Annotated in this window: 27 protein-coding genes; 13 read left to right on the top strand and 14 right to left on the bottom strand. The window is 72.7% G+C overall.

Annotated features, from left to right (window positions below; genetic code table 11):
• Window positions 1–77: 77 nt before the first annotated feature.
• Window positions 78–575, bottom strand: coding sequence for a hypothetical protein (locus tag AXW62_RS21325; protein WP_060945950.1), 498 nt, complete (start codon window positions 573–575; stop codon window positions 78–80).
• A 108-nt stretch (window positions 576–683) separates the two neighbouring features.
• Window positions 684–1,622 (bottom strand): tRNA (adenosine(37)-N6)-dimethylallyltransferase MiaA, encoded by a 939-nt coding sequence (gene miaA / locus AXW62_RS21320; protein ID WP_030839426.1) that lies wholly within the window; start codon window positions 1,620–1,622, stop codon window positions 684–686.
• 210 nt (window positions 1,623–1,832) lie between these two features.
• Between miaA and AXW62_RS21315 the strand changes: the two genes are divergently transcribed.
• Both AXW62_RS21315 and AXW62_RS21310 read left to right on the top strand, forming a co-directional pair.
• The gene (locus AXW62_RS21315; protein WP_060945949.1) at window positions 1,833–2,084 is read left to right on the top strand and encodes a hypothetical protein; all 252 of its coding nucleotides are present in this window, start codon (window positions 1,833–1,835) and stop codon (window positions 2,082–2,084) included.
• 24 nt (window positions 2,085–2,108) lie between these two features.
• A complete protein-coding gene (locus AXW62_RS21310) occupies window positions 2,109–2,351 on the top strand; it encodes an antitoxin (protein ID WP_030839420.1) in 243 nt (80 codons plus the stop codon).
• Between the two features lie 112 nt (window positions 2,352–2,463).
• Here AXW62_RS21310 and AXW62_RS21305 read toward each other — a convergent pair whose 3' ends face one another.
• From AXW62_RS21305 to miaB, 3 genes are all read right to left on the bottom strand, one after another.
• The gene (locus AXW62_RS21305) at window positions 2,464–3,216 is read right to left on the bottom strand and encodes a class III extradiol dioxygenase subunit B-like domain-containing protein (RefSeq protein WP_060945948.1); all 753 of its coding nucleotides are present in this window, start codon (window positions 3,214–3,216) and stop codon (window positions 2,464–2,466) included.
• A gap of 10 nt (window positions 3,217–3,226) precedes the next feature.
• The gene (locus AXW62_RS21300; protein ID WP_060945947.1) at window positions 3,227–3,550 is read right to left on the bottom strand and encodes a hypothetical protein; all 324 of its coding nucleotides are present in this window, start codon (window positions 3,548–3,550) and stop codon (window positions 3,227–3,229) included.
• A gap of 77 nt (window positions 3,551–3,627) precedes the next feature.
• Window positions 3,628–5,121, bottom strand: a complete 1,494-nt coding sequence (gene miaB / locus AXW62_RS21295) for a tRNA (N6-isopentenyl adenosine(37)-C2)-methylthiotransferase MiaB (protein ID WP_060945946.1) — start codon at window positions 5,119–5,121, stop codon at window positions 3,628–3,630.
• A gap of 234 nt (window positions 5,122–5,355) precedes the next feature.
• On the opposite strand from miaB, the gene AXW62_RS21290 reads away from it, so the two are divergent.
• Window positions 5,356–6,345 (top strand): TAXI family TRAP transporter solute-binding subunit, encoded by a 990-nt coding sequence (locus AXW62_RS21290; protein WP_060945945.1) that lies wholly within the window; start codon window positions 5,356–5,358, stop codon window positions 6,343–6,345.
• A 54-nt stretch (window positions 6,346–6,399) separates the two neighbouring features.
• Here AXW62_RS21290 and AXW62_RS21285 read toward each other — a convergent pair whose 3' ends face one another.
• Together AXW62_RS21285 and AXW62_RS21280 are read right to left on the bottom strand one after the other, a co-directional pair.
• On the bottom strand, window positions 6,400–7,845 hold the full coding sequence (locus tag AXW62_RS21285; RefSeq protein ID WP_060945944.1) for a sensor histidine kinase: 1,446 nt from the start codon (window positions 7,843–7,845) through the stop codon (window positions 6,400–6,402).
• A 17-nt stretch (window positions 7,846–7,862) separates the two neighbouring features.
• A complete protein-coding gene (locus tag AXW62_RS21280) occupies window positions 7,863–8,573 on the bottom strand; it encodes a response regulator transcription factor (RefSeq protein WP_030839404.1) in 711 nt (236 codons plus the stop codon).
• 306 nt (window positions 8,574–8,879) lie between these two features.
• On the opposite strand from AXW62_RS21280, the gene AXW62_RS21275 reads away from it, so the two are divergent.
• The 8 genes from AXW62_RS21275 (at window position 8,880) to AXW62_RS21245 (ending at window position 15,671) form a co-directional block, all read left to right on the top strand.
• A complete protein-coding gene (locus tag AXW62_RS21275) occupies window positions 8,880–9,656 on the top strand; it encodes an amino acid ABC transporter ATP-binding protein (RefSeq protein WP_060945943.1) in 777 nt (258 codons plus the stop codon).
• Between the two features lie 90 nt (window positions 9,657–9,746).
• Entirely contained in the window at window positions 9,747–10,658 is a 912-nt protein-coding gene (locus AXW62_RS21270; protein WP_030839398.1) for a glutamate ABC transporter substrate-binding protein, read from the top strand.
• A 72-nt stretch (window positions 10,659–10,730) separates the two neighbouring features.
• Window positions 10,731–11,378, top strand: coding sequence for an amino acid ABC transporter permease (locus AXW62_RS21265; protein ID WP_030839395.1), 648 nt, complete (start codon window positions 10,731–10,733; stop codon window positions 11,376–11,378).
• Window positions 11,375–12,322, top strand: coding sequence for an amino acid ABC transporter permease (locus AXW62_RS21260; RefSeq protein ID WP_060945942.1), 948 nt, complete (start codon window positions 11,375–11,377; stop codon window positions 12,320–12,322). Before AXW62_RS21265 ends, AXW62_RS21260 begins: the two co-directional genes overlap by 4 nt.
• A 187-nt stretch (window positions 12,323–12,509) precedes the next feature.
• Window positions 12,510–14,234 carry an FAD-dependent monooxygenase gene (locus AXW62_RS21255; RefSeq protein WP_060945941.1) on the top strand — a complete coding sequence of 575 codons (1,725 nt, stop codon included), beginning with the start codon at window positions 12,510–12,512 and terminating at the stop codon, window positions 14,232–14,234.
• Between the two features lie 250 nt (window positions 14,235–14,484).
• Entirely contained in the window at window positions 14,485–14,613 is a 129-nt protein-coding gene (locus AXW62_RS47170; protein WP_338063515.1) for a putative leader peptide, read from the top strand.
• Between the two features lie 61 nt (window positions 14,614–14,674).
• The gene (locus AXW62_RS21250) at window positions 14,675–15,253 is read left to right on the top strand and encodes a cupin domain-containing protein (protein ID WP_370682926.1); all 579 of its coding nucleotides are present in this window, start codon (window positions 14,675–14,677) and stop codon (window positions 15,251–15,253) included.
• 4 nt (window positions 15,254–15,257) lie between these two features.
• Window positions 15,258–15,671 carry a rhodanese-like domain-containing protein gene (locus AXW62_RS21245; protein ID WP_060945940.1) on the top strand — a complete coding sequence of 138 codons (414 nt, stop codon included), beginning with the start codon at window positions 15,258–15,260 and terminating at the stop codon, window positions 15,669–15,671.
• A 229-nt stretch (window positions 15,672–15,900) separates the two neighbouring features.
• Here the strand turns inward: AXW62_RS21245 and recX are convergent, their stop codons facing one another.
• The 4 genes from recX to AXW62_RS21225 form a co-directional block, all read right to left on the bottom strand.
• A complete protein-coding gene (gene recX / locus AXW62_RS21240; protein WP_060945939.1) occupies window positions 15,901–16,512 on the bottom strand; it encodes a recombination regulator RecX in 612 nt (203 codons plus the stop codon).
• A 3-nt stretch (window positions 16,513–16,515) separates the two neighbouring features.
• Window positions 16,516–17,655: a recombinase RecA gene (gene recA, locus AXW62_RS21235; RefSeq protein ID WP_060945938.1), complete on the bottom strand. Its 1,140-nt coding sequence runs from the start codon at window positions 17,653–17,655 to the stop codon at window positions 16,516–16,518.
• A gap of 136 nt (window positions 17,656–17,791) precedes the next feature.
• Window positions 17,792–18,997 (bottom strand): AI-2E family transporter, encoded by a 1,206-nt coding sequence (locus tag AXW62_RS21230; protein ID WP_060945937.1) that lies wholly within the window; start codon window positions 18,995–18,997, stop codon window positions 17,792–17,794.
• Between the two features lie 71 nt (window positions 18,998–19,068).
• On the bottom strand, window positions 19,069–19,263 hold the full coding sequence (locus AXW62_RS21225; RefSeq protein WP_030839372.1) for a DUF3046 domain-containing protein: 195 nt from the start codon (window positions 19,261–19,263) through the stop codon (window positions 19,069–19,071).
• Between the two features lie 78 nt (window positions 19,264–19,341).
• Here AXW62_RS21225 and AXW62_RS21220 point away from each other — a divergent pair, with 78 nt between their 5' ends.
• Window positions 19,342–20,325 carry a hypothetical protein gene (locus AXW62_RS21220; RefSeq protein WP_060945936.1) on the top strand — a complete coding sequence of 328 codons (984 nt, stop codon included), beginning with the start codon at window positions 19,342–19,344 and terminating at the stop codon, window positions 20,323–20,325.
• Window positions 20,326–20,523: 198 nt separating this feature from the next.
• Here AXW62_RS21220 and AXW62_RS21215 read toward each other — a convergent pair whose 3' ends face one another.
• Genes AXW62_RS21215 through AXW62_RS21205 form a run of 3 tightly spaced genes read right to left on the bottom strand, consistent with a single transcriptional unit; the run spans window position 20,524 to window position 22,416 of the window.
• Complete coding sequence (locus AXW62_RS21215) at window positions 20,524–20,826, bottom strand: AzlD domain-containing protein (protein WP_030839366.1); 303 nt, start codon at window positions 20,824–20,826, stop codon at window positions 20,524–20,526.
• Window positions 20,823–21,563 carry an AzlC family ABC transporter permease gene (locus tag AXW62_RS21210; RefSeq protein ID WP_060945935.1) on the bottom strand — a complete coding sequence of 247 codons (741 nt, stop codon included), beginning with the start codon at window positions 21,561–21,563 and terminating at the stop codon, window positions 20,823–20,825. Before AXW62_RS21210 ends, AXW62_RS21215 begins: the two co-directional genes overlap by 4 nt.
• Before the next feature lies 1 nt (window position 21,564).
• Window positions 21,565–22,416 carry an AraC family transcriptional regulator gene (locus AXW62_RS21205; RefSeq protein WP_060945934.1) on the bottom strand — a complete coding sequence of 284 codons (852 nt, stop codon included), beginning with the start codon at window positions 22,414–22,416 and terminating at the stop codon, window positions 21,565–21,567.
• Between the two features lie 80 nt (window positions 22,417–22,496).
• Between AXW62_RS21205 and AXW62_RS21200 the strand changes: the two genes are divergently transcribed.
• The coding region (locus AXW62_RS21200) for an ATP-dependent helicase (RefSeq protein ID WP_060945933.1) at window positions 22,497–26,648 on the top strand (4,152 nt) is incomplete at its 3' end.

The following is a 26,648-nucleotide window of genomic DNA, read 5'->3' as shown; positions in this document are numbered from 1 at the left end:
GAGGCATCCCCCGGCATCCCCGGCATCCTCCGGAGGCTCCGGGGGATACCGGGCACTCGGGGGGACTCTCCGCGGATCTAGCGGAGGCGGACCACCCGCCAGAAGGTGAGGGCGGCCAGCACCGCCACGATCGCCACGTAGAGCAGGACGAAGCGCCAGTCCGGGCGGCGTCCGGAGCCCCTGGGGGGCAGGCCCGGCCAGGTGTAGCCGACCCGTCGGGCGGCCATCAGCCCCCAGCCCGCCGCACAGCAGCTCAGCAGCAGGCCGAGCATGGCCACGACCGCCCCTCCGTCACCGAACTCGAAGGCGAGCGGGAAGGCGAACATCAGCGAGCCGAGGATGGCGAGGGCGACGATCGGCGCGATCTGCCAGATCCGCAGCCGACGCGGCGGGCGCAGCTCCCGGAAGGACTCCCCGGAAACGGATTCCGCGCCGTCGGTACCCTCGGAGCCGTCCTCGAGGACCGGGGCACCGGGCTCCGGGAGCGCTCCGGTCTCATCGGGACCGTCCGTGGTCAGCGGCCGCGCGTCTCCGTGCGGCGATTGCTGCGATGCGTCTCGAGGGCCGGCCTCCATCGCCACACGCCCTCCCAACTCCAGACACCACGGCACGATCGGAGCTTGATGATGGCATGCCCGGGGGTGCCCGGATGACGTACGGAGCGTCCCGATGCCATCACGTGATCAGGCTGTGACCGTCCGTTCAACCAACGCGAGCGCGCTTGCCAGGAGTTCCCTTCTGCGGTCGGCGGCTCCGCTGAGCCAGTGGACCCTGGGATCGCGGCGGAACCAGGAGTCCTGGCGGCGTGCGAACCGCTTGGTGGCGCGCACGGTCTCGGCCTTCGCCTCCTCCTCGGTGCACTCCCCCGCGAGCGCGGCCAGCACCTGCTGGTAGCCGAGCGCGCGGGAGGCGGTGCGGCCGGAGCGCAGCCCGGCGTCCTCCAGCCGGCGGACCTCCTCGACCAGTCCGGCGTCCCACATCCGGTCCACCCGCAGGGCGATCCGCTCGTCCAGCTCGGGCCGCTCGACGTCGACGCCGATCTGGAGCGTGTCGTAGACCGCCTCATGCCCCGGCAGATTGGCGGTGAAGGGGCGGCCCGTGATCTCGATGACCTCCAGCGCGCGGACCACCCGGCGGCCGTTGCTGGGCAGGATCGCGCGTGCCGCCTCGGGGTCCGCGGCGGCGAGCCGGGCGTGCAGGGCTCCGGGGCCCTGTTCCTCCAGCTCGGCCTCGAGCCGGGCCCGGACGGCGGGGTCGGTGCCCGGGAACTCGAGGGCGTCGATGGCCCCGCGGATGTACAGGCCGGAACCGCCGACCAGGACGGGGGTGCGGCCCTCGGCGAGCAACCGGTCCATCTCCGCGCGGGCCAGCCGCTGGTACTCGGCGACGCTCGCGGTCCGGGTGACGTCCCAGATGTCCAGCAGCCGGTGCGGCACCCCCTGCCGCTCGTCCTCCGTCAGCTTGGCGGTGCCGATGTCCATGCCCCGGTACAACTGCATGGAATCGGCGTTGACGACCTCGCCGTCGAGATGTCGGGCGAGCGCGACGCCCAGATCGGACTTTCCGGCCGCGGTGGGGCCGACGACGGCGATGACTCGCGGCGGGTGGCCTGCAGTATTCACCGGGCCAGTCTCGCAAACCCCGGGGGGTCTCCTCGAATGGGCGACGTGACGGGACACCGCCGGGTTCGTTGCCTGTTGCGAGATTCCGAGGACCGGTTCGGGGAATCGGTCTCCGCGAGCGGCGCAATGGGACGCTCCGAGCGGCACGGGATTTCGCCCACACGAGTAGGGTATGGAGTGGAAATGGGCGTGTTTTCCAGGTTTCGTCGCGTGTCGAAGGAGACGAACCGTTCGTCCGAGGAGGCACCGTCCGTGCAGGACGCCCAGGACACGGCCGACACTGCCGACACGGCCGACGCCGTGACGGCGGGGTCCGCGTCGGGTACCGCCGACGGGGCCGAGGCCGCGCGGAGCGGGAAGGAGGATCCGGCGGGTGAAGGCACCGGAATCCCCCGACAGCAGTCCGCGGCCGAGGCGGCCGAGGCGGCCGACCGCGAGACCGGCCAGAGCGCCCGCACATAGGGATCCGACGAGGGAAGGTGGCACATGGGCCTGATGGACAATCTCAAGGCCAAGGCCGGTCAGATGAAGGGCAGGGCCGGCAGCTTCGCGCAGCAGCACGAGGCCAAGATCGAGCGGGGCCTGGAGAAGGCGGCCAAGACGGTCGACACCAGGACCAAGGGCAAGTACACCGCCAAGATCGAGACTGGCACGGGCAAGGCGAAGGACGCCCTCACCCGTCTCTCGAACATGGACGAGCGCAAGCCGAAGAACAAGCCCGACGCATAAGGCCGACCAGGCCGAGAAGACGCACAGGGCGGGGGCGGGAGAGGCCGGGCCCGGACCGGCCGGCCCCGCCGGTACGCGGCCGCGGAGCGCAGGCTCCGCGGCCGCGAGCGGTCTACGACGACCAGCTCGCCACGAAATACCCCACGCCGTACGGCGCTTCGTCATACCGCAACTCCCCCTTCAGGCGCGCCCCCGCGCCCGCCCCCGCGAGCACCTGCAGCGGCGCCCGGCCGGCCGCCTTGAGCTCGTACGCCAACTCCTCGTCGAGCGCGGCCAGCGCCCCGGTGTCGGCGGCCGCCAGCGCCCGCGCCACCCCGGCGTCGAACGCGGCCGCCCGCTCGTCGAGGTAGCCCGGCGCCTTCAGCGTGCGGCATGCGCTGCCGTCGCCCATCACCAGCAGCGCGACCCGCTCCGCCCGCCCGGCGAGCTCCCTTCCGACTTCAATACACCGCTCGCCCTCGAGAGGTTCCCCCACACCCAATCCCTCGACGGGCACCGCCGGGTCCCACCCCGCGTGCTCCAGCAGCCAGGCGCCGACCGCCAGTGACGACGGCAGCGAGGGCGCGGGCCGCCCCTCCGCGGCGCCGTCACCGCCGGACACCACTTCCGCCGCCGGCGCGCCGAGCCGCACGTCCACCTCCACACCGAAGCCGCGGAACGACCCGGCCGCACCCTGCGCATGGGGCCCGCGCCGGGCGGGCTCGGCGGGTCCCACCACGATCAGACGCTCCGGACGCGCCGCCGCGAGGGCGCGCACGGCCTCGGCGCACGCGGAACGCAGCCCGTCCAGCTCGGGAGCGGCTCCGGCGGCGACCTCGGGCACCAGCAGCGGTGGACACGGGCAGACGGCGGCGGCGATCAGCATGATCGCCAGCCTATCCGGCGGGTTCGGGCCGGGGCGCGGAGTCCCACAGCAGCTCGGCGATCCGGAACCTATAGCAGAAGTGGCCCGTCATGCCCTCCACGACCATCAGGAAGACATCGCCGTCCCGGTACACCAGCGTGCGCAGCGGACTGGACGGATGCCTCGGCTGGTACCGCAGCACCCGCTCGCGCAGCGCCTCCATCGCCTCCTCACGGGTGCCCCGGAAGTGCCCCAGCGGAGTGATCGCGTGGTTCCTGGCCCCGGGCCCCATGATCTGGAGGTAGTCCTCCATGAGCAGGCCCCACCACGTGATGGCGCCGTCCCCCGTCGTCATGCCGTCCCCCGTCGTACCCAGTCGTTCTCGGCCGTTCGCCGCCGTCCCCCGCCGTTCCCGGCCGTCCCCCGCCGTTCTCAGTCGCAGCCGCAGCCCGCGGCGGGGGCGGTCGGCAGCGGCGGCGGGGCGCCCACCGTCGGCAGGCCCAGCATCACGCCCGCGGGCTTCTTCTCCTCGGGTGCGTTCCGCCGCTCCCAGGCGTCACCGGCGCGGGTGCGCCGCACGCCCCGGGCCGGGCCCTCGGCCAGCAGATGGTGCGGTGCCGCGTAGGTGATGTCGACGGTGACGACGTCACCGGGGCGCACCGGCTCCTCCGGCCGGGCGAAGTGCACCAGACGGTTGTCGGGGGCGCGGCCGGACAGCCGCCGCGTGGCGTCGTCCTTACGGCCCTCGCCCTCGGCGACCAGCACCTCCAGCGTCCGGCCGACCTGCTTCTTGTTCTCCTCCCAGGAGATCTCCTCCTGGAGGGCGACCAGCCGCTCGTAGCGCTGCTGGACGACCGCCTTGGGCACCTGCCCGTCCATCTCGGCGGCGGGCGTCCCGGGCCGCTTGGAGTACTGGAAGGTGAACGCCTGTGCGAACCGCGCCTCGCGCACCACGTGCAGCGTCTGCTCGAAGTCCTCCTCCGTCTCACCGGGGAAGCCGACGATGATGTCGGTCGAGATGGCGGCGTCGGGCATCGCGGCGCGTACCTTCTCGATGATCCCGAGATAGCGTTCCTGCCGGTACGAGCGGCGCATCGCCCTGAGCACGGTGTCCGAGCCGGACTGCAGCGGCATGTGGAGCTGCGGCATCACGTTCTCCGTCTCCGCCATGGCGGCGATGACGTCGTCGGTGAAGTCGCGCGGGTGCGGAGAGGTGAACCGGACCCGCTCCAGGCCCTCCACCTTCCCGCAGGCGCGCAGCAGCTTGCTGAACGCCTCGCGGTCACCGATGTCGGAGCCGTACGCGTTCACGTTCTGGCCGAGCAGGGTGATCTCGGTGACGCCCTCGGCGACCAGGGCCTCCACCTCGGCGAGGATGTCGCCCGGGCGGCGGTCCTTCTCCTTGCCGCGCAGCGCCGGGACGATACAGAAGGTGCAGGTGTTGTTGCAGCCGACGGAGATGGAGACCCACGCGGCGTACGCGGACTCGCGCCGCGTCGGAAGGGTGGAGGGGAAGGCTTCCAGGGACTCGGCGATCTCGACCTGGGCTTCCTCCTGGACGCGGGCGCGCTCCAGCAGCACCGGCAGACTGCCGATGTTGTGGGTGCCGAAGACCACGTCGACCCAGGGGGCCTTCTTGACGATGGTGTCGCGGTCCTTCTGGGCCAGGCAGCCGCCGACGGCGATCTGCATGCCCGGCCGCCGCGCCTTGATCGGTGCGAGCCGGCCCAGATTGCCGTACAGGCGGTTGTCGGCGTTCTCCCGCACCGCGCAGGTGTTGAAGACGACGATGTCGGCCTCGCCCTCGCCGGAGCCCTCGGGCGCACGGACATAGCCCGCGTCTTCCAGAAGGCCCGAGAGCCGCTCGGAGTCGTGGACGTTCATCTGGCACCCGTAGGTGCGCACCTCGTAAGTCTTCGCACTCATCTCAATCGCCCAGGGTACGTGCTCCCGCCCGCGCCCCGTCCCTCCGTTCCGGCGGGAGCCGGTCCGAAGGCCGCCTGTCCCAGGGGAGATCCGCGGCTCCTGTCCCAGGGGGATCCACGGCTCCTGTCCCAGGGGGGGACCCGCGGCTCCTGTCCCAGCGGGTCTCATGCGGGTCTCATGGGGAACCGCGGCTCGCCCTCCCCTCTCGTCCTCGGGACTGGCAGGATCCTCGCCATGGCCGTCACCCTTCCGCGCCTGGACCGGCGCCGCGCCCTGCAGTCCGCCGCCGCGGGTCTCGTCGCCCTCGGACTGCTGCTGTGGTGGCTGCTGCCGCTCGGCGGGGGGCCCTCGCCCAGCGGCCGGGTGACCTTCGCGACGGGGGTCTCCACCGGGGTCTACGCGACCTATGGCCGGATGCTCCAGCGGGACCTCGCCCGGGACCTCCCCGATGTCGAGGTGCGCCTGGAGCAGACCAGGGGCTCCCCGGACAACGTCGAGCGGCTGGCCCGCGGCAGGGCCACCTTCGCCATCGCCGCCACCGACGCCGTGGCCGCCTACCGGGGGCAGGGGGCGGGACGGCTGCGGGCCTGCGCGCGGCTGTACGACGACTACATGCAACTGGTCGTGCCCAGGGGCTCGTCCGTACGGTCGGCCCGCGACCTGAAACACCTGCGGGTGGGGGTGGGCGACGACGGCTCGGGCGTGCAGCTGATCACCCGGGCGCTGATCAAGGCCGCCGGGCTCGACTTCGACCGGGACATCCGGGCGGAACGGGTCGGCATCGACACCATGCCGACGATGCTGCGGCGGGGGCAGCTCGACGCCTTCTTCTGGTCGGGCGGGCTGCCCACCACCGCGGTGCGCACCCTGGCCCGCGCCTATCCGATCCGGCTCGTCCAGCTCGGCGACCTCACCGGCCCGCTGCACCGGCAGGGCGGGGTGACGCGCTACTACCGGGCGGCCACCGTGCCCGCCGACGCCTACGAGGAGATCCGGAAGCCCGAGCCCGTCAAGACGATCGCCGTACCGAACCTCCTGGTCACCACGGACCGGGTGGACCCCGATCTGGCGGAGGGCGTCACCCGTACGGTCATCGAGAACCGGGACCGGATCGGGGCGAAGGTGCACGCCGCGCAGAAGGTGGACCTGCGGACGGCCGTCTTCACCGATCCACTCGCCCTGCACCAGGGCGCGGCGCGCTATTACCGCTCGGTCAAACCATGATCACCGCCGAACCGTGATCACCGCTCGGTCATCCGGGGGTCCGGCGGGGCCCGGCTACGTCCTTACGGTCTTCACGGTCTTCGCCGCCTCGCTGGGCCCGGTGCGCGGGACGGTGATGGTCACGCGCAGGCCGCGGGGCTCGTTGGGGGCGTAGCCGATCGTGCCGCCGCCCGCCGCGAGCAGCGCGCGGGTGATGGACAGGCCGAGTCCCGAGCCCGAGACGTTCTGGTGCCGGCTGCTGCGCCAGAAGCGGTCGCCGATCCGGGCGAGTTCGTCCTCGGTGAGACCCGGTCCGCCGTCGGCGACGACGATCGCCACGGTGTCGCCGTCCGCCCGCGCGGAGACCTCCACGTGCGCCCCCTCGGGCGTGAACTTCAGGGCGTTGTCGACGACGGCGTCCAGCGCGCTGGACAGGGCCACCGGGTCGGCCCAGCCGGTGATGGCCGCGGGGCCGGTGTAGGCGAGTCCGACCTCCCCCCGCTCGGCCACCGGGAGCCAGGCGTCCACCCGGTCGGCGGCCAGCTCCGCGATGTCGGTGAGCCGCAGGTCCGCGGCCGAGTGCTCGGCCAGGGCGAGGTCCAGCAGATCGTCCAGGACGCTGGCCAGGCGTTTGCCCTCCGCGCGCACCGAGGCGATCTCCTCATGACCGTCCGGCAGTTCGAGTGCCAGCAGCTCGATGCGCAGCAGCAGCGCGGAGAGCGGGTTGCGCAGCTGGTGGGAGGCGTCGGCGACGAACGCCCGCTGCTGCTCCAGGACCTGTTCGACGTTGTCGGCCATCTCGTTGAACGAGCGGGCCAGCCGGCGCAGCTCCGGAGGCCCGGAGGCGGCCGCGACACGCGACTGCATCCGCCCGGTCGCGATGTCATGGGTGGCGGTGTCCAGGACCCGTACGGGCCGCAGCACCCAGCCGGTGAGCCGGAACGCGGCCCCCACGGCCAGCAGCATCGCGGCGCATTCGCCCGCGCCGATGAGCAGCCAGCCGTGCAGGATCCGCGACCGCATCTGGCCGGTGGGCGAGTCGGTGACGACGACGGCCACCACGTCCCCGTCCCGGACGACCGGGGAGGCCACGGTGAGCCTGCCCTGCTGCCAGGGCCACACCTGGGGCGGATCGTGGCTGCGGCGCCCGGCGAGGGCCTCGTCGAACGCCCGGTCGCCCTCGCCCGTGCCGGGTACCCGCCAGCCCTCGGGCGCCTCGGCCATGGGGGGTTCGTGCCGGTCGCGGTAGAAGACGCCGGCCCGGATGCCGTACAGGTCGTGGTAGCGCTCGAGTTCGGCGCGCAGGGTGTCCAGCCGCTCGTCCCCCTCCGCGCCGGCCGCCCCCGCCGACCCGGCGGTCACGAACTGGGCGAGGGCGGCGAAGCGCGCGGTGTCGTCGATCCGGTCGACGACCACCCGCTGCTGTTCCCGGGCGGCCAGGCTCCCGGCGAGCGGAAAGCCGAGCGCGAGCAGCACGCCCGCCATGAGGACGATGAGGAGCGGGAGGAGCCGGGTGCGCACCGAACGGGCCCGGTCGCTCAGTGGGCCGGGGCGACGAGGCGGTAGCCCACCCCGCGCACCGTCTCGATCAGGGCGGGCATCCGCAGTTTGGAGCGCAAGGAGGCGATATGGACCTCCAGGGTGCGCCCGGTCCCTTCCCAACTGGTGCGCCAGACCTCGCTGATGATCTGCTCCCGGCGGAAGACCACGCCGGGGCGCTGGGCGAGCAGTGCCAGCAGATCGAACTCCTTGCGGGTGAGCGAGACGGTCGTCCCGTTGACCGAGACCTGGCGGGTGGGCAGTTCGATGGTCACCGGACCGAGCAGCAGCGGCGGATGGGGGCCGTCCGGGTTCTCGTCGGCGCCGTGGGCCGGGTCGTGGGCGGCGGTGCGGCGGCTGACGGCATGGATGCGGGCGAGCAGCTCCATGGTGTCGTACGGCTTGACGACGTAGTCGTCGGCGCCGAGGTTGAGCCCGTGTATGCGGGAGCGCACGTCCGCACGCGCCGTCACCATGATCACGGGCGTGGCGGTGCGCTTGCGGATCTTGCCGCACACCTCGAAGCCGTCCTGGTCGGGCAGACCGAGGTCGAGGAGCACGACGCCGAAGGGGGCGCCGGTGTCGGGCAGCAGCGCCTGCAGCGCCTCCTCACCACTGCGGGCGTGGGTGACCTCGAAACCGTGCCGGGAGAGCATGGCGGACAGGGCCGCGGCGACGTGGTTGTCGTCCTCGACGAGCAGCAGTCTCACCGGCCCCTCCGCCACCTTCCCGTACCAGGAGGGACGCGCCCCGTACGCGCCCTCGTCACCATGGCTTCGCATGCGGCCAGCAACATGGCCACAGGGCATCCACGCCGATCGGCGGGCACGCGTCAAGACGCATTCGGGCCCACGCGGCTTTCCGTTATGCAGCCGGTACGGCGCGCCGCGCCCCGTTCACGCAGAGTGTCGCATCGCGGCCATATCGTTATCCTCAATTTCAGCTCAGATGTAATGACGCTGGTCGTGACCGCTCATTAATGTCCTCCCAACCGAGGAGGACGGAGCGAGACGCCGATGAGCGAAGTATCGGTGACCAAGGACGCCGCACCGGTGGCGAACGCGTTGGTTGCGTTGTCAGGAGTCAACAAGCACTTCGGCGCGCTGCATGTGCTCCAGGACATCGACCTGACCATCAGCCGGGGCGAAGTGGTCGTCGTCATCGGCCCGTCCGGGTCCGGGAAGTCGACACTGTGCCGCACGATCAACCGGCTGGAGACGATCGACGACGGATCCATCACGATCGACGGCAAGCCGCTGCCCCAGGAGGGCAGGGAGCTCGCCCGGCTGCGGGCCGACGTCGGCATGGTGTTCCAGTCCTTCAACCTCTTCGCGCACAAGACGGTGCTCGAGAACGTGATGCTGGGCCAGGTCAAGGTCCGTAAGACGGACAAGAAGGCCGCGGAGGAGAAGGCCCGCACGCTGCTCGACCGGGTGGGCGTGGGCGCCCAGGCGGACAAGTACCCCGCCCAGCTGTCCGGTGGCCAGCAGCAGCGCGTGGCGATCGCCCGCGCCCTGGCCATGGACCCGAAGGTGATGCTCTTCGACGAGCCGACCTCGGCGCTGGACCCGGAGATGATCAACGAGGTGCTGGAGGTCATGCAGCAGCTCGCCCGGGACGGCATGACGATGGTCGTCGTCACCCACGAGATGGGCTTCGCCCGTTCCGCCGCGAACCGGGTGGTCTTCATGGCCGACGGCCGGATCATCGAAGAGGCCGAGCCGGAGCAGTTCTTCAACAACCCCCGCAGCGACCGGGCCAAGGACTTCCTGTCGAAGATCCTTCACCACTGAACACGCTGAACCCGCGCTGGCTCCGCAGAACGCCGGCACGTTCGCCACTGCGTATTCGAACCACGTACCGAACACAGAGGGATGGGCACCATGAGGATTCGTAAGACGGCCGCGGCGGCCACGGTGGTTCTCGCGCTGGCCGCGACGGCGACCGCCTGTGGCGGCGAGAAGGGCACCGCCGGGGACAAGCCGAAGGGCGGCGAGGTCTTCAGCGGCGACTACACGGTCGCGAAGGACGTGAAGATCGACTCGCCGACCCTGAAGGCGGCGCAGAAGCGCGGCAAGATCGTCATCGGCGCCAAGGCCGACCAGCCCTACCTCGGGTTCCAGGACACCGAGGGCAAGCGCTCCGGCTTCGACATCGAGATCGCCAAGATGGTCGCCGCCGACCTCGGCTTCTCCGCGGACCAGATCAGCTTCAAGACGGTGGACTCCAACGTCCGCGAGACCTCCATCTCCAAGGGCCAGGTCGACTACTACGTCGGCACCTACACCATCAACGACGAGCGCAAGAAGCAGGTCGGCTTCGCGGGCCCGTACTACCAGGCCGGTGCCGACCTGCTGGTCCGCGAGGAGGACAAGGACAAGATCACCGGCCCCGACAGCGTCAAGGGCAAGAAGGTCTGTTCGATCGTCGGCTCCACCCCGCTCCAGGAGATCAAGAAGCCGAAGTACGGTGCCAAGACCACCGAGCTGAGCAAGTACTCGCTCTGCGTCAAGCAGCTGCTCGACGGCCAGGTCGACGCGGTCACCACCGACGACGCGATCCTCAAGGGCTACGCCGCCCAGCGCCCGAGCAAACTGCACGTGGTCGGCAAGCCGTTCACCGAGGAGCCGTACGGCATCGGCATGAACAAGAGCGACAAGGCGCTGCGCGACGCGATCACCGACTCGCTCGAGAAGCACATCAAGAACGGCGACTACAAGAAGGCGTACGAAGGCACGCTCGGCAAGTCCGGCTCCTCCTACGTCGCGCCGAAGACCCCCCTGCCCCGCTACTGAGCAGGTTCCCCGTTCGCCTCGAAGCCGGTGCGCTCCGCACGCCGCTGACCTGACCGCTACCGCGGAGAATCGATGAACGTACTCCTCGATCATTTGCCCCAGTTCCGTGAGGGGTTCCTGGGAACCCTCTCCATCACGGCGGCCAGTGCGGCGCTCGCCCTCGTCCTGGGCATTGTCATAGCCGGCTTCCGGGTGTCCCCCATACCGCCGCTGCGGGCATTCGGCACGGCCTGGGTCACCCTGCTGCGCAACACCCCGCTGACCCTGCTGTTCCTGATCGCGTTCTTCGTGATCCCGCAGATCTTCTTCCCCGGAACGAGCCCCTTCGTTCTGGCGGCGGGGGCGCTGGGCTGCTACACGTCGTCCTTCGTCTGCGAGGCCGTGCGGTCCGGTATCAACACCGTGCCGCTCGGCCAGGCGGAGGCCGCCCGCAGCCTGGGGATGACCTTCTTCCAGACCCTGCGGATGATCGTCCTCCCCCAGGCCACCCGGACCGTCATTCCCCCCATGAGCAGCATCTTCATCGCGCTCACCAAGAACTCGGCCATCGCCGGGGCGTTCAGCAACACCGAACTGTTCAATGTCTCGAAGCTGCTGAGTGACAAGGGCTTCGCGATCGGCTGGATCTTCCTGTGGATCGCGCTGTGCTACCTGATCATCACCTTCGCCATCAGCGGTCTCTTCCGGCTGCTGGAGAACCGCCTGGAGGTGGCCCGATGAGCTCCAGCGTCCTGTACGACGCCCCCGGCCCCAAGGCCCGCGTCCGCAACCGGATCTTCTCCGTCGTCGGCGCCCTGGCCGTCCTCGGGCTGATCGTCTTCGCCGTGGTGCGGCTGAACGACAAGGGCCAGTTCGCGCCCGAGATGTGGGACATCTTCAACTACGCGGGGGTGCGGACCAGCATCCGCGACGGTGTGCTCACCACCCTGAAGGTGTTCGCGGTCGCGGCGGTCCTCTCACTGGTCCTCGGCGTGCTGCTCGCCGTCGGCCGGCTCTCCGACCACAAGCCGGTGCGCTGGTTCGCGACCGCGTTCATCGAGCTGTTCCGGGCCGTCCCGCTGCTGATCACCATCTACGTGCTGTGGGTGCTCTTCCTGACCTACCGGTCGGACCTGGGTCTCAGCGGTGACAACACCGGCTTCTGGGCCCTGGTCATCGGACTGACCGTCTACAACGGATCGGTCCAGGCCGAGGTGTTGCGGGCGGGCATCAACGCGGTGCCCAAGGGCCAGCGCGAGGCCGCGTACGCCCTGGGCATGCGCAAGACCCAGGTCATGATGACGGTCCTGGTCCCACAGGCCGTACGGGCGATGCTGCCGACCATCATCAGCCAGCTGGTGGTCACCCTGAAGGACACCTCGCTCGGATACGTCATCACCTACCAGGAGCTGCTGTTCCAGCTGCAGCAGCTGGCCGGCAACACCGTCGTCAACGACGACAACCCCTACGTTCCGGTGATCATCGTCGGCGGTGCCATCTACATCGCGATGTGTCTGGCCCTCTCCGCCCTCGCCACCTGGATCGAGCGGCGCGGCCGGCGCGCCAAGACCGGTATCCGGGTCGCGGACGCCGGCCAGCCGCTCGCGGCCGCCGACGCGCTCGACGTCATCGACCAGTCGGCGCCCGCCGCGCCGCAGGACGCCGCCGCCGGCAAGACGAACTGAGGGGCCGTCCGGGGGACCCGACGGAAGATCCAGCCCCTTACCAGGGCGGTGGCGCACGCGCCACCGCCCTTCGTCGCTTGACGCGGACAGCGGCAGTCTGTTGCATGCTTTCTGTGATCGCTCACCGGGTTTCAACTGCCAGTTTCCGTACGTCACGTACGACCCGCAGGGCCGCAGGAACCGCACCATGGACCCGGTGATCGTCGCCGGGGCGGGCCCGGTCGGTCTCACCCTGGCCCTCGCCCTCGCGCGCCTCGAGGTGCCCGTCATCCTGCTGGACGAGGCCACGGGCGGCGAGGAGAGCCGGCTCGCCCGCACCGTCGTGCTGCGCCCGGACACCGCCGCGCTGCTGGAGCGGCTGGGCTGCCGGGTCACCGCCCGCACGCGGCCGTGGACCGGATGGCGCACGCTGCGGCGGCGGCAGCTGGTGCGGCAGCTGCCGCTCGCGCCCGGCAGCCTCTTCGGCGGCGAGCACGGCACCGGCGGCGGCCGGCACGACGGCCTTACGGAGGCCATGGACTCCCCGGGCGGTGACGGGCCGGAGGACGAATCGGCACCGGCGCCCACGCCCTCACCGCTGCATCTGCCACAGCACGAGCTCACCCGTGCGCTGCGGGGTTCGCTGGCCGCGATCGGCGACGAGGACCTGGTCCGCATCGTCCCCGGGACCCGGCTCGACAGCCTGGAGCAGGACGACCACGGGGTCGGCGTGCGCACCCGGGGCGCCCAGGCCACCTGGTGGCGGGGCAGCTATCTGGTGGGCTGCGACGGGCCGCGGTCCACCGTCCGCAAGCTCCTCGGCGTGCGCTTCCCCGGCCGTACGGCGGTGGAGCGGCACGCCGTCGCGGCACTGCGGGCCGAACTCCCCTGGCCCGGGGAGGCCGTACTGCACCGCTCCCCGCCGTGGCGCAGCATCGACGCGGAGGTGACCGCGCGGCCGCTGCCCCACGGCCTGTGGCGGATCGACTGGCTGCTGCCGCCGGGGCGCGATCTGGTCACCCCCGACGCCCTGATGGTGCGGGTGCGCGACACCCTCGCGGGGTGGTGCGACGAGCCCGAGCCCCCCTACGAGCTGCTGGACACCGGCGTGTACACCGTGCACCACCGGCTCGCGCTGCGCTGGCGCGTCGGGCGCGCCTTCCTCGCCGGGGACGCCGCCCATCTGCTGGGCGCGCTCGGCACCCAGGGGTTCGAGGAAGGGCTGCGGGACGTCGACAACCTCGCCTGGAAGCTCTCCCTGGCCTGGCACCACGGGTCATCGGAAGCCCTGCTCGACAGCTATCAGGCGGAGCGGCGCGGGGCCGTCGGGGCCCGGCTGCGGACGACGGACCAGGCGCTGCCGCTGGTGCGGGCGTCCGGCGGCTGGCGCGCGGTACGACGCACCGTGCGGCCCGGCGGGGCGCGCGGGCACGACGCGCTGCTCACCGACGGCCACCTGGGGCGCGGTCCGCTGGGCGCGCCGCCGGTCTACGACCGTTCGCCGCTGACCCCGGCGGCGCCCCCGGAGGGCTCGATCACGGTGGGCACGGCGCCCGGGGCGCCGGTCGCCGATGTGCCGGTGACCGCTCCGGACGGCTCGGTCGTCCGGCTGCGGGAGCGGCTCGGCCGGGAGCTGCTGGCGGTGCTGGTCGCCCCGGGCACCGGGGTGTGGGACCGCCGCCACTGGATGCGCGCCGGGCTGATGCCACGGCTGGCGGCGGCCGTCGCGGCGCTGCCCCTGCCGACCCAGCTGCTGGTCGCCGAGGCGTACCCGGGAGCCCCGGCACACACCGTGCTGCTGGTGCGGCCGGACGGCCATCTGGCGGCGGCGCTGTCCGGGGTGCGACCGAGCGCACTGTACGCATACGCGGACGCGATCCGGGGCGGGAACGCGGCGCGGGGCGTACCGGAGGAGGCGAGCGCGCGGCGGTGACAGGAGGTCGGCGAGCGCACGACGGCAAGGCGGGGTCGGCGAGGTACGACGGCAAGGCGGTGTCAGCGAGCGCGCGGCGGTGGCACGAGGCCGACGATGGGCGCGACGGCAAGGCGGGTCGGCGAGGTGCGCGCCGGTGGCGCGGGTTCGGCGGGCCGGAGAGGTGAGGCGAGTCCGACGAGGCAGCGCGCCGGGATCACGCTCGGGCGTACGGCGCGCCTGCGGGCGTGCGTGATCGGGGGGCGAGCCGATGTTGACCCGCCTTCCGGCCCATGATTCACTTCGCAACGTGACCGACACGTGCTTGCCTCGCTTCTGGCGGAGGGTCCATCTGGACCTGGTCCGCTATGCGGGCTGTGTCTGTCGTCCGTCCCGCTGATCCGCTTCTGCCCTGCGCGGCACGACCGCGCCCCTTTTGCGATCATTCAGGACGGTTCTCTGTGCCCGACGTACGCACCTCCACCCCCGCTCCGGCGCGCCCCTCCACGGACCTCATCGCGGACCCCGCCGCATCCGGCGCGGCCGCCCCGCCCACCGCCGCGGAGCTGCTCGACTTCGCCCGCCGCACCGCCGCCGCCACCGAACTCGTCGCCTCCCTCCCGCTCGACCCGGAGGCCCGCACCTGGCTGCGCCTCGATGGTCCGGGCGGCAGCGAAGCCTGGCTGATCGGCTGGCCTCCGGGCACCGGCACCGGCTGGCACGACCACGGCGGCTCCCACGGCGCCTTCGTCACCGCGGCGGGCGAACTGGACGAGCAGTCCCTCGCCGCGCGTCTTCCCACCGAGGGCTGGAAGACCCTGGAACTGGCCGACGGTGTGGACCGCGAGCGGCGGCTGCCCGCCGGGCGGGGCCGGGCCTTCGGACCGCATCATGTCCATGAGGTGTTGAACCCGTCCGCCACCGAGCACGCGGTGTCGGTGCACGCCTACTACCCGCCGCTGCCACTGATGCGGCGTTACAGCCGCACCGGTCAGACGCTGCGGCTTGAGCAGGTCGAGCGGCCCGAGGAGTGGGTGTAACGCGATGGGCACGACGAAGCGGAGCGTGGACGAGCTGCTGGCCGAGGCCCGCGAGGAACTCGACCGGCTGGAACCCCTCGATGCCGCGGCGGCGCAGGTCCAGGGAGCGCTGCTGGTGGACATTCGGTACGCGGCGCTGCGGGAGCGCGACGGCACCATCCCGGGGGCGCTGATCGTCGAGCGGAACGAGCTGGAGTGGCGGCTCGATCCGCAGTGCGACCACCGGCTGCCCGAGGCCACCCATCACGATCTGCGGGTCGTGGTGGTGTGCAACGAGGGATACGCGTCGAGCTTCGCGGCCGTCTCGCTGCGCCGGCTGGGGCTGGCGCGGGCGACCGATCTGATCGGCGGGTTCCAGGCGTGGCGCGCGGCGGGGCTCCCGGTGAGCGGGCACTCGCAGGTCTCGGGTGCCGCGTAGCCGGACACCGCTCTGTCGACAAAGCTCTTCCGAGTCACCGGCCTGTCCAGGTCGACCGGGGTGGCCGATGTCTGCGGACCGGCCGGACCAGCCGGCGGCTCCGGACCGAACGGGTGACCGGCCGGTGGGGACAGGGCCGACCGCTTCTCCCCCCTGACCATCAGGACCGTCACTGCCCTCGGGGCGGGCCGTGTCGCAGCCCCGAGCCCGAGGCGGAGCCGTCGGGGTCTCAGAGGTCGGGGAGATGATGCTCCAGCAGCTCCGGGTCCTCTCCCTCCTCCTCCAGCGCGCGCCGCACCACCCGCAGCGCCAGCCCCTCGGAGTAACCCTTGCGGGCCAGCATCCCGGCGAGGCGGCGGATCCGCTTCTCCCGGTCGAGGCCACGGGTGGCCCGCAGCTTGCGCTCGACCAGCTCATGTGCGGTCCGCTCCTCCTGGTCGGAGTCGAGCTGCCCCACCGCGTCGTCGATCAGGGCGGAGTCCACGCCCTTGGTGCGCAGCTCACGGGCGAGGGCCCGCCGGGCGAGCCCCCGGCTGTGGTGCCGGGATTCCACCCAGGCCCCGGCGAACGCCGCGTCGTCGATCAGCCCCACGTCCTCGAACCGGGACAGCACCTCCTGCGCCGCGTCATCGGGGATGCCCCGGGCGCGCAGCGCGTCCGCGAGCTGCCGGCGGGTGCGCGGGGTCCCGGTGAGCAGGCGCAGGCAGATCGCCCGCGCCTGCTCCTCCGGGCCGGGCGGCGGCCCCTGCTCGGCCCTCGACAAGGAGGGGGCGCCGCTGTCCGGACGGTCCGGGCACTCCGGACGGCCCGGGCCGCCCGGCCATTCGGTCCGCCGTGTCATGGATCAGCTCTTGGCCGCGGCGGTCTTGGCCGTCTTCGTCCCGGCCTTGGCCGCCGGGGCGGCCGCGGCCTTCGCCGGTGCGGCGGCGGTCACGCCCGCGGCACCGGCGGCGTCCGCGGTGGGCTCCGCGGCCGCCGGGTCCTGGGGCTTCACCCCGATGCCGAGCTTTTCCTTGATCTTCTTCTCGATCTCATTGGCGAGATCGGGGTTGTCCTTCAGGAAGTTGCGCGCGTTCTCCTTGCCCTGGCCGAGCTGATCGCCCTCGTAGGTGTACCAGGCACCGGACTTGCGGATGAAGCCGTGCTCGACGCCCATGTCGATCAGGCCGCCCTCGCGGCTGATGCCCTGGCCGTACAGGATGTCGAACTCTGCCTGCTTGAAGGGCGGCGCGACCTTGTTCTTGACGACCTTGACACGGGTGCGGTTGCCGACCGCCTCGGTGCCGTCCTTGAGCGTCTCGATCCGGCGGATGTCCAGCCGCACCGACGCGTAAAACTTCAGCGCCCGGCCACCGGTCGTGGTCTCCGGGGAGCCGAACATCACGCCGACCTTCTCACGGAGCTGGTTGATGAAGATGGCGGTGGTCTTGGACTGGTTGAGCGCACCGGTGATCTTGCGGAGCGCCTGGCTCATCAGCCGGGCCTGGAGGCCGACGTGGGAGTCGCCCATCTCGCCCTCGATCTCCGCACGCGGCACCAGCGCGGCGACGGAGTCGATGACGATGAGGTCCAGGGCGCCGGAGCGGATCAGCATGTCGGTGATCTCGAGCGCCTGCTCGCCGTTGTCCGGCTGGGACAGGATCAGGGAGTCGGTGTCCACGCCCAGCTTCTGCGCGTAGTCCGGGTCGAGGGCGTGCTCGGCGTCCACGAAGGCGACGGTGCCGCCGGTCCGCTGGGCGTTGGCCACCGCGTGCAGGGTCAGGGTCGTCTTACCGGAGGACTCGGGGCCGTAGACCTCGACCACCCGGCCACGCGGCAGACCGCCGACGCCGAGGGCGACGTCGAGAGCGGTCGACCCGGTGGGGATGACCTCGACCGGCTCGTTCGGCCGCTCGCCCATGCGCATCACGGCGCCCTTGCCGAATTGCCGTTCAATCTGTGCGAGCGCGGCGTCGAGCGCCTTCTCGCGGTCGGTTCCTGCCATGGGTCCCACCCGGTGTGCTTGAGTCGATCGCTTCACGTCCATGACGCTAGCGCCTGCCACTGACAAGCGGCCCGGACGTCCTCGGCCTGTGGATAACTTGCCGGACCTCCATGAGAATGGATGTTCGATTTTCGTGTCAACTGCGCCGCGCCAGCGCGGCGCGCATCCGCGCGAGGGCCGACGCGCCGCGCCGCCGCGTGCGCCCGTGCACCCGCAGATCGTCGGTCACGTCGTACCGCTTGATGTACGCGCCGAGGAACGCCTGCAGCGTCGCCGTCGCCGGAATCGCGATCAGCGCGCCCACCGCGCCCAGCAGCGCGGTGCCCGCTATCACCGAGCCGAAGGAGACGGCCGGGTGGATGTCCACCGTCCTGGCGGTGATCCTCGGCTGCAGCAGGTAGTTCTCGAACTGCTGGTAGACCACGACGAAGACCAGCACCCACAGCGCGTACCAGGGGTCGACGGTGAACGCGATCAGCATCGGCAGGGCCCCGGCCAGGTAGGTGCCGATGGTCGGGATGAACTGCGAGATCAGCCCCACCCAGACGGCCAGCGCCGGGGCGTAGGGCACGCCCAGGGCCTCCAGCAGGATGTAGTGGGCGATACCGGAGATCAGGGCCATCAGCCCGCGGGAGTAGATGTAACCGCCGGTCTTGGCGACCGCGATCTCCCAGGCGCGCAACACCTCCACCTGCCGGGTCGGCGGCAGCACCGAGCACAGGGCGCGGCGCAGCCGGGGTCCGTCGGCGGCGAAGTAGAAGGCGAACAGGGTGACCGTCAGCAGCTTGAACAACCCGCCGAGCACCTGCGCGGAGACGTCCAGGACGTTGTCGGCGCTGTTCTTGACGTAGCTCTGCAGCCAGTCGGAGTGCAGCAGGCTGTCCTGGATCTCCAGACGCGACAGATGTGTGTGGAACGTGTCGTTGATCCAGCTGACCACGTTGTCGAGGTACTGCGGGAAGTCCTGGACCATGGTCATGATCTGGTCCGCGAGCATCGAGCCGAGCAGGGTGAAGAAGCCCGCGGTGCCGATGAGGATGGCGAGAAAGACCAGCCCGGTGGCCAGCCCCCGGCGCATACCGCGGGCGGCCATCCGGTCCACGGCCGGTTCGATCGCGAGCGCGAGGAAGAACGCGATCAGGATGTTCAGCAGCAGGCCGGTCAGCTGGTCGAAGGCCCAGCTCGCAAGCCGGTAACAGGCCACCAGCGCGAGTGCGAGCACCATGGCGCGCGGCAGCCAGCGCGGCATGCGCGCGGGCTGTTGCGGGGAATCCGAGGAGGCCCGAGCGGCGCTCGGGGTGTCGTCGGCGTCGGAGGGAAGGGTCTCTTCGGTCGGGGCCACTGGGCAAGTGTGGCGTACATCGGCCGAGGAGATCCGGCCACCCCGGGAACCCGGTGCGTCCGGAAGGCCGCTCAGCGCTTGCCCTCCGGGATCTCCATCGCGGCGCAGACGCCGCGCCAGACGTCCTTGGCCTCCCAGCCGTCCTCGAGCGCCTGGTGCACCGTCCGGCCGCCGAGCTGCGACATCACATGATCGCGTGCGAAGGAGTCGGCGTAGGTCTCGCCGAAGTGGTCCGCCATTCGCTGCCAGAAGTCCGTCAACCGCATGTGCCCAGTATCGCGCTCCCGGGGTGCACCCGGGCGTGAGCCCCCTACCGGGGGTGCCTTCCGGCCTACGGTCTGTCCATGGACCGATCCGCAAGCCTCCCCTCCTCGTCGTCGTCGCCCTCCGCCGGGCCGGCCCAGCCGGCCGAGTCCTCCGCGCTCTCCCGCGCCGAGCGGTTCGTCTGGCTGACCGCCCGCGTGCTGGAGCAGCGCAGATTCGCGTATCACTTCCTGGGCGGCGGCGCCGAGGCGGTCGAGACCGCGCTGGCCGCGTACCTGGGCGCCGACGGGGGCTACGGCCATGCGCTGGAACCGGATCTGCGCGGCCCGGTGAGCCAGCCGCTGCACGCCGTGCACGCCTTACGGGTGCTCGACGGGATCGGGCGCTGCGGCGGGCAGCGGGTGGAGCGCCTGTGCCGCTATCTGACGGCCGTGTCCACGCCCGACGGCGCGCTGCCCGCGCACCACCCCTCGCCGCGCGGCTATCCGGCGGCCCCCTGGGTCCCGTCGGCGGACGGTCCGCGCAGTGATCTGCTGACCACCGGCCCGGTCGTGGGGCTGCTGCACCGCAACGAGGTGTGGCACGCGTGGCTGTTCCGGGCCACGGACTTCTGCTGGGCGGCGGTCGCGGCCCTGGCGGAGGGCGGCGCGGTGACGCGTCCGTACCAGGTCGGAGCGGCCGTCGCCTTCCTGGACGGGGCACCGGACCGGGCACGCGCCGAGGCGGCGGCCGAGCGGCTGGGCCGCCGGGTGCGGGAGGAGCGGCTGGTCGTGCCCGGACCGGCCCCCGAGCGCGTCGAGGACCGTCCCCAGCCGCCGGAGCACGGCCCCGGCGTCCCCCTCCAGGTGCACGACATCGCCCGCACCCCCGGCTCGCTGGCGCGCCGGTGGTTCACCGACGCCGAGGTGGAGCGGTCTCTGGACTCTCTGGTGGCCGCGCAGCAGGAGGACGGCGGCTGGCCGCCGCACCGGCGCTCATGGACGCCGGGGGCAACGCTGGAGTGGCGGTCGGTGGCGACCATCGAGGCGCTGCTGACGCTGCGGGCCTACGGACGGCGGATCTGAGCGCCGGAACCGGCGGGCCGGGCCCTCGCCATGACCGGGGCCCCGGTCGCGCTCCCGGCCGGGACTCCGCCGGGCGCCTGGCTCGGTTCGGCGGCCGGACGGCGCTGGGTGTTCGCCGCGATGTCCGTGCTCACCGCCGTCGTCATGGTCTTCGCGCGACTCCTCGTGCCCGGCGGGCCGGCGCGGGCGCCGTGGTGCTCAGAGGGCCCGGACACCGGCGGTGACGGCGACGGCCACGGCGACCACCACCAGGAAGGGGGCGCGGAGCACCAGCGCGAGCGCCGCCGCGCCCAGCCCGGCCGCCCTCGCGTCCAGGACGAGGTGCCGGCCGTCGCCGAAGGTCTGCTGGGCGGTGAGGGCGGCGAGCAGGGCCACGGGCAGCAGCGCGGCCAGGCGCCTGACGAGCGGGCGCTCCAGGACGCCGGCGGGCACCGAGAGCCCCAGCAGCTTGACCAGGTAGCAGCCCGCCGCGGTGACGCCGATGGCGATCCAGGTGGTCATCGGCGCTCACCCGGCTCCGTGCCGCCCGCCATGCGTCCGCGCACCGTCAGGACGACGGGAGCGGCGAGCGCCGCCACCAGAACCGGGACCCCGGCGGGGAGCACCGGCTGGGAGAGGAGCACCAGCGAGACCCCGAGGGCGGCCACGGCCCGTTCGACGGTGCCGCTGAGCATGGGGGCCAGCAGGGCGAGGAAGACGGCGGGCCCGGCGGCGTCCAGCCCCCAGGCGTCGGTGTCGCCGAGCGCGGACGCGCCCAGGGCGCCGATCAGCGTGGTCAGGTTCCACAGGACGTACAGCGTCACCCCGGTGACGGTGAAGCCCAGGCGCGCGGTGCGCCGGTCGGGCTGGGCGAGGGCGACGGCCGAGGTCTCGTCGATGACCCATTGGGCCGCCAGCGGACGCACCGCCCGCGGCAGCCCGAGGAGCCCGGACAGCCGGAGGCCGTAGAAGGCGTTGCGGACCCCGAGGAAGAACGCCCCGGCGGCGGCGGTGAACGGGTTGCCGCCCGCCGCCAGCGCGCCCACGAGGGCGAACTGCGACGCCCCGGTGAAGACGAGCAGGCTGAGCGCGCAGGTCTGCAGCAGGCCGAGCCCGGCGCCCGCCGACGTCACCCCGAAGGCGAAGCCGGAGAGCCCCACGGCGACACCGACGCCCAGGGCGTCGCGGACGACGGCCGAGTCCGCCGGGGGCGCGGCGGGATCGGTTCGTATCTCTATCTGTTCTGACACACCCCGCACGTTAGGAGAGCGCTTCGGACCCGGTCTTGTACGTTCTTGCGCGCTCGCGTCGATAGGCGCCCGGTGGCACCCCCACGATGCGGGTGAAGTGCCGGTTCAGGTGGGACTGGTCGGTGAAGCCGACGGCGACCGCCACCCGGGCGGGCGCGGTCCCGGCGTCCAGCAGTTGCCGGGCCCGGCGGACCCGGGCGTCGGTGAGCCAGGTGTGCGGCGGCATCCCGTAGAGGGCGCGGAAGGCGCGCAGCAGGGCGAACGGGCCGGTCTCCAGCTCGGCCGCCAGCCGTCCCAGGGACGGCGGATCCGCCATGCGCTCCTGGAGGATCGCGCGGGCGCGCGCCGCCGTTCGCGCACCCGCGGTGCGCGCCGTGCGCTCGGGGAGCGGGCCGCCATGGTCGCGCAACAGCCGGGCGAGGGCGATGCGCAGCAGACTGTCGGCGGCGAGCGGGTCGCCCTCCTCGGCGGCCCGGTGCACCGCGGTGACCAGCCGCGCGGCCTGCGGATCGTCGACGCTGGGGACCCGGAACCCGGCCGTGCCGCGCAGGGTGGTCGTCTCGGCGGCGATACCGGCGACCAGCTCGGGGGCCGGGTACAGCACGCTGTACACCCACCCCCCGGGCGCCCCGGCCCGTCCGGTGTGCGGCACCTCCGGGTTGATGAGCGCGATCCCGCCGGGCCCGGTGCGCTCCAGGGTGCCGCGGTGGTGGAACTCCTCGATGCCCTCGGTGACCGCCGCGATCACGAAGGTCTCGTGGGTGTGCCACACGAAGGTCTTGTCGATGTAGCGGGCGCGCAGCAGATCGACGCCCGGAAGCTCGGGGTACCGCCAGTGCCGCGCTCTCTCCCGGTTGGCCATGGCACCATTGTGCGGCCCGCCGGGCCACCCCTGACCTGCGACTCCGTCCATTGTCAGTGGTCCGGTGCACGATGGAGGGCATGGCAGGTTCGGCGCTCGACGGATTCTCCCCGGCCACCCGCGGATGGTTCACGGGTGCCTTCACCGCGCCCACTGCCGCGCAGGAGGGCGCGTGGCGGGCGATCGGCGAGGGCTCGGACGTCCTGGTCGTCGCGCCCACCGGTTCGGGCAAGACCCTGGCCGCCTTCCTGGCGGCGCTGGACAAGCTGGCCGGTGAGCCGCCGCCCGCCGAGGCCAAGAAGCGCTGCCGGGTGCTGTACGTCTCCCCGCTCAAGGCCCTGGCGGTGGACGTCGAGCGCAATCTGCGCAGCCCGCTGACCGGTATCCGCCAGGAGGCGGTGCGGCTGGGCCTGCCCGAGCCGGAGATCCGGGTGGGCACCCGCTCGGGCGACACCCCGGCCGCCGAGCGCCGCGCCCTGGCCTCCCGGCCGCCGGACATCCTCATCACCACCCCCGAGTCGCTGTTCCTGATGCTCACCTCCGCCACCCGGGAGGCGCTGCGCGGGGTGGAGACCGTGATCCTCGACGAGGTCCACGCCGTCGCGGGGACGAAGCGGGGCGCCCATCTCGCGCTGTCCCTGGAGCGCCTCGACGAGCTGCTCGAGCGCCCCGCCCGGCGCATCGGCCTGTCCGCGACCGTGCGGCCGGTGGACGAGGTGGCGCGGTTCCTCTCGCCGCGGCGCAAGGTGGAGATCGTCCAGCCGCCGTCCGGCAAGGAGTTCGACCTGTCGGTGGTCGTGCCCGTGGAGGACCTGGGCGAGCTGGGCGGCTCCCCCGCCCAGGAGGGGGAGCCGGGCGAGCGGCCGTCGATCTGGCCCCATGTGGAGGAGCGGATCGCCGATCTCATCCAGGCCCACCGCTCCACCATCGTCTTCGCCAACTCCCGCCGCCTGGCCGAGCGGCTGTGCAACCGGCTGAACGAGATCGCCTACGAGCGGGCCACCGGAGAGACCCTGCCCGAGGACCACTCCCCCGCCGAGCTGATGGCCGAGGCCGGTGCGGCCCGGGGCGCGCCCCCGCTGCTGGCCCGCGCGCACCACGGCTCGGTGTCCAAGGAGCAGCGGGCGCTGGTCGAGGAGGACCTCAAGGCCGGCCGTCTGCCCGCCGTCGTGGCCACCTCCAGCCTCGAGCTCGGCATCGACATGGGCGCGGTGGACCTGGTCGTCCAGGTCGAGTCACCGCCCTCGGTGGCCTCCGGTCTGCAGCGGGTGGGCCGGGCCGGCCACCAGGTGGGCGCGGTCTCCACCGGCGTGGTCTTCCCGAAGTACCGCGGTGATCTGGTGCAGGCCGCGGTGGTCACCGAGCGGATGCGCGAGGGGGCGATCGAGTCGCTGCGGGTGCCCGCCAACCCGCTGGACGTGCTCGCCCAGCAGCTGGTCGCCATGACCGCCATGGACTCCTGGGACGTGGACGAGCTCCTCGCCCTGATCCGCCGCGCCGCGCCGTTCGCCTCGCTCCCGGAGTCGGCGTACATCTCCGTCCTCGACATGCTCGCGGGCCGCTACCCCTCCGACGCCTTCGCGGAGCTGCGGCCGCGTCTGGTGTGGGACCGCGTGGCCCATACGGTCACGGGGCGCCCGGGGGCGCAGCGGCTCGCGGTGACCTCCGGCGGCACCATCCCCGACCGCGGGCTCTTCGGTGTCTTCCTGGCGGGCGCCGAACCGGAGAGGGGCGGCGGCCGATCCGATGCGGCAGCGCGGAGCGCTTCCCCCCGGGGCGGTGGCGGGCGCCGGGTGGGCGAGTTGGACGAGGAGATGGTCTACGAGTCCCGGGTGGGCGATGTGTTCACCCTGGGCACCACCTCCTGGCGGATCGAGGACATCACCCGGGACCGGGTCCTGGTCTCCCCCGCCCCCGGGGTCCCCGGCCGGCTCCCCTTCTGGAAGGGCGACCAGCTCGGCCGCCCCCTGGAGCTGGGGCGTGCCCTGGGCGCGTTCCTGCGGGAGGTCGGCGCCCTGAAGCCGGAGGACGCCCGCCTGCGGCTGCTGGCCGCCGGCCTGGACGCCTGGGCCGCCGAGAACGTCATCGGCTACCTGGACGAGCAGCGCCGTGCCTGTGGGCATGTTCCCGACGACCGGACGATCGTGGTCGAGCGGTTCCGCGACGAGCTGGGCGACTGGCGCGTGGTGGTCCACTCCCCCTTCGGCGCGCAGGTCCACGCCCCCTGGGCGCTCGCCCTGGGGGCCCGCCTCTCCGAGCGGTACGGCATCGACGCCCAGGTCATGCACGCCGACGACGGCATCGTGCTGCGGCTGCCCGACGCCGATCTGATGGGTCTCGACCTCCTCGACGCGGACCCGATGCGGCAGGGCGCGGAGTACGACAGCGAGCAGTCCCCCGTGGGCGCGGCCGATGTCGCGTTCGACAAGGGCGAGATCGGCCAGATCGTCACCGACCAGGTCGGCGGTTCGGCGCTGTTCGCCTCCCGGTTCCGCGAATGCGCCGCCCGCGCCCTGCTGCTGCCCCGCCGCGACCCCGGCAAACGCACCCCGCTGTGGCAGCAGCGCCAGCGCGCCGCGCAGCTCCTCCAGGTGGCCGGCGAGTTCGGCTCCTTCCCGATCGTCCTCGAGGCCGTCCGCGAATGCCTCCAGGACGTCTTCGACGTCCCCGGCCTCACCGAGCTGATGGGCGACATCGAGGCCCGCCGGGTCCGGCTGGTGGAGGTGACCACCCCCGAGCCGTCCCCCTTCGCCCGCTCGCTGCTCTTCGGCTATGTGGCGCAGTTCCTGTACGAGGGCGACTCCCCGCTCGCCGAGCGCCGCGCCGCCGCCCTCTCCCTCGACTCCCGGCTGCTGGCCGAGCTCCTGGGCCAGGCCGAGCTGCGCGAGCTGCTGGACGCCGACGTCCTGGCCGAGCTGGAGCGCGAGCTCCAGTGGCTCACCGACGACCGCCGGGTCAAGGACGCCGAGGGGGTCGCCGACGTCCTGCGGCTGCTCGGCCCGCTCACCGACGCCGAGCTGGCCGAGCGCGGCGCCGAGCCGGGGTGGGCCGAGGAGCTGGCCGGGGCCCGGCGGGCCATCCGGGTCCGGATCGCGGGCGAGGACCGCTGGGCGGCGGTGGAGGACGCGGGACGGCTGCGGGACGCGCTCGGCACGGCGCTGCCGGTCGGTGTCCCCGAGGCGTTCACCGAACCGGTCAAGGACCCCCTCGGCGATCTGCTGGCCCGCCATGCCCGCACCCACGGCCCCTTCACCTCCTCGCAGGCCGCCGCCCGCTTCGGCCTCGGCACGGCCGTCACCGAGGGCGCCCTGCACCGCCTCGCCGCGAGCGGCCGCGTCGTCCAGGGCGAGTTCCGCCCGCCCGTCACCCGCCACCACCCTTCTGACGATGCGCTTCGCGCAACCTCTTCCCTGGACACGGGCCAGGAGTGGTGCGACGCGGCCGTGCTGCGGCGGCTGCGGCGCCGTTCCCTGGCCGCGCTGCGCCATGAGCTGGAGCCCGTGCCGCCCTCGGCGCTCGCCGCCTTCCTCCCGCAGTGGCAGCATCTGGGCACCCACAGCCTGCGCGGTATCGACGGGCTGGTGCGCGCGATCGAGCAGCTCCAGGGCGCGCCCGTCCCGGCGTCGGCCCTGGAGAAGCTGGTCCTGCCGTCCCGGGTGAGCGACTACACGCCCACGATGCTCGACGAGCTCACCGCCTCCGGGGAGGTCGTCTGGGCCGGGGCGGGAGCGCTGCCCGGGAAGGACGGCTGGGTCACCCTCCACCTGGCCGACACCGCACCGCTGCTGCTGCACATCCCGCACCCCCTGGAAGCGGGCCCCCTCCACCAGGCCGTCCTCGACGCCCTGGCCGGGGGGTACGGGCTGTTCTTCCGCCAGATCGCCGAGCAGGCACGGGCCGCCGGGCACGAGTTCCAGGACCCCCAGCTCGCCGAGGCCCTGTGGGACCTGGTCTGGTCCGGCCGGGTCACCGGCGACACCCTCGCCCCGCTCCGCTCCCTGCTGGGCTCGGGCCGCACCGCGGGCTCCACCGCCCACCGCGCCAAGCGCACGGTCCCCCGGGGCCGCTACGGCGGCCTTACGGGCCGCACCGGCTGGCCCACGGCATCGCGCAACGGCCCGCCCACCGTCGCCGGACGCTGGTCCCTGCTGCCGGAGCGCGAGCCCGAGCCCACCCACCGTGCCCACGCCCTGGCGCGCACCCTCCTGGACCGGCACGGCGTGGTCACCCGC

The organism is Streptomyces hygroscopicus subsp. hygroscopicus, assembly GCF_001553455.1.
GTDB classification, from domain to species: domain Bacteria; phylum Actinomycetota; class Actinomycetes; order Streptomycetales; family Streptomycetaceae; genus Streptomyces; species Streptomyces hygroscopicus.
Note: the sequence above shows the minus strand (reverse complement) of the source record. Positions and strands in the feature narration are given on the sequence as shown.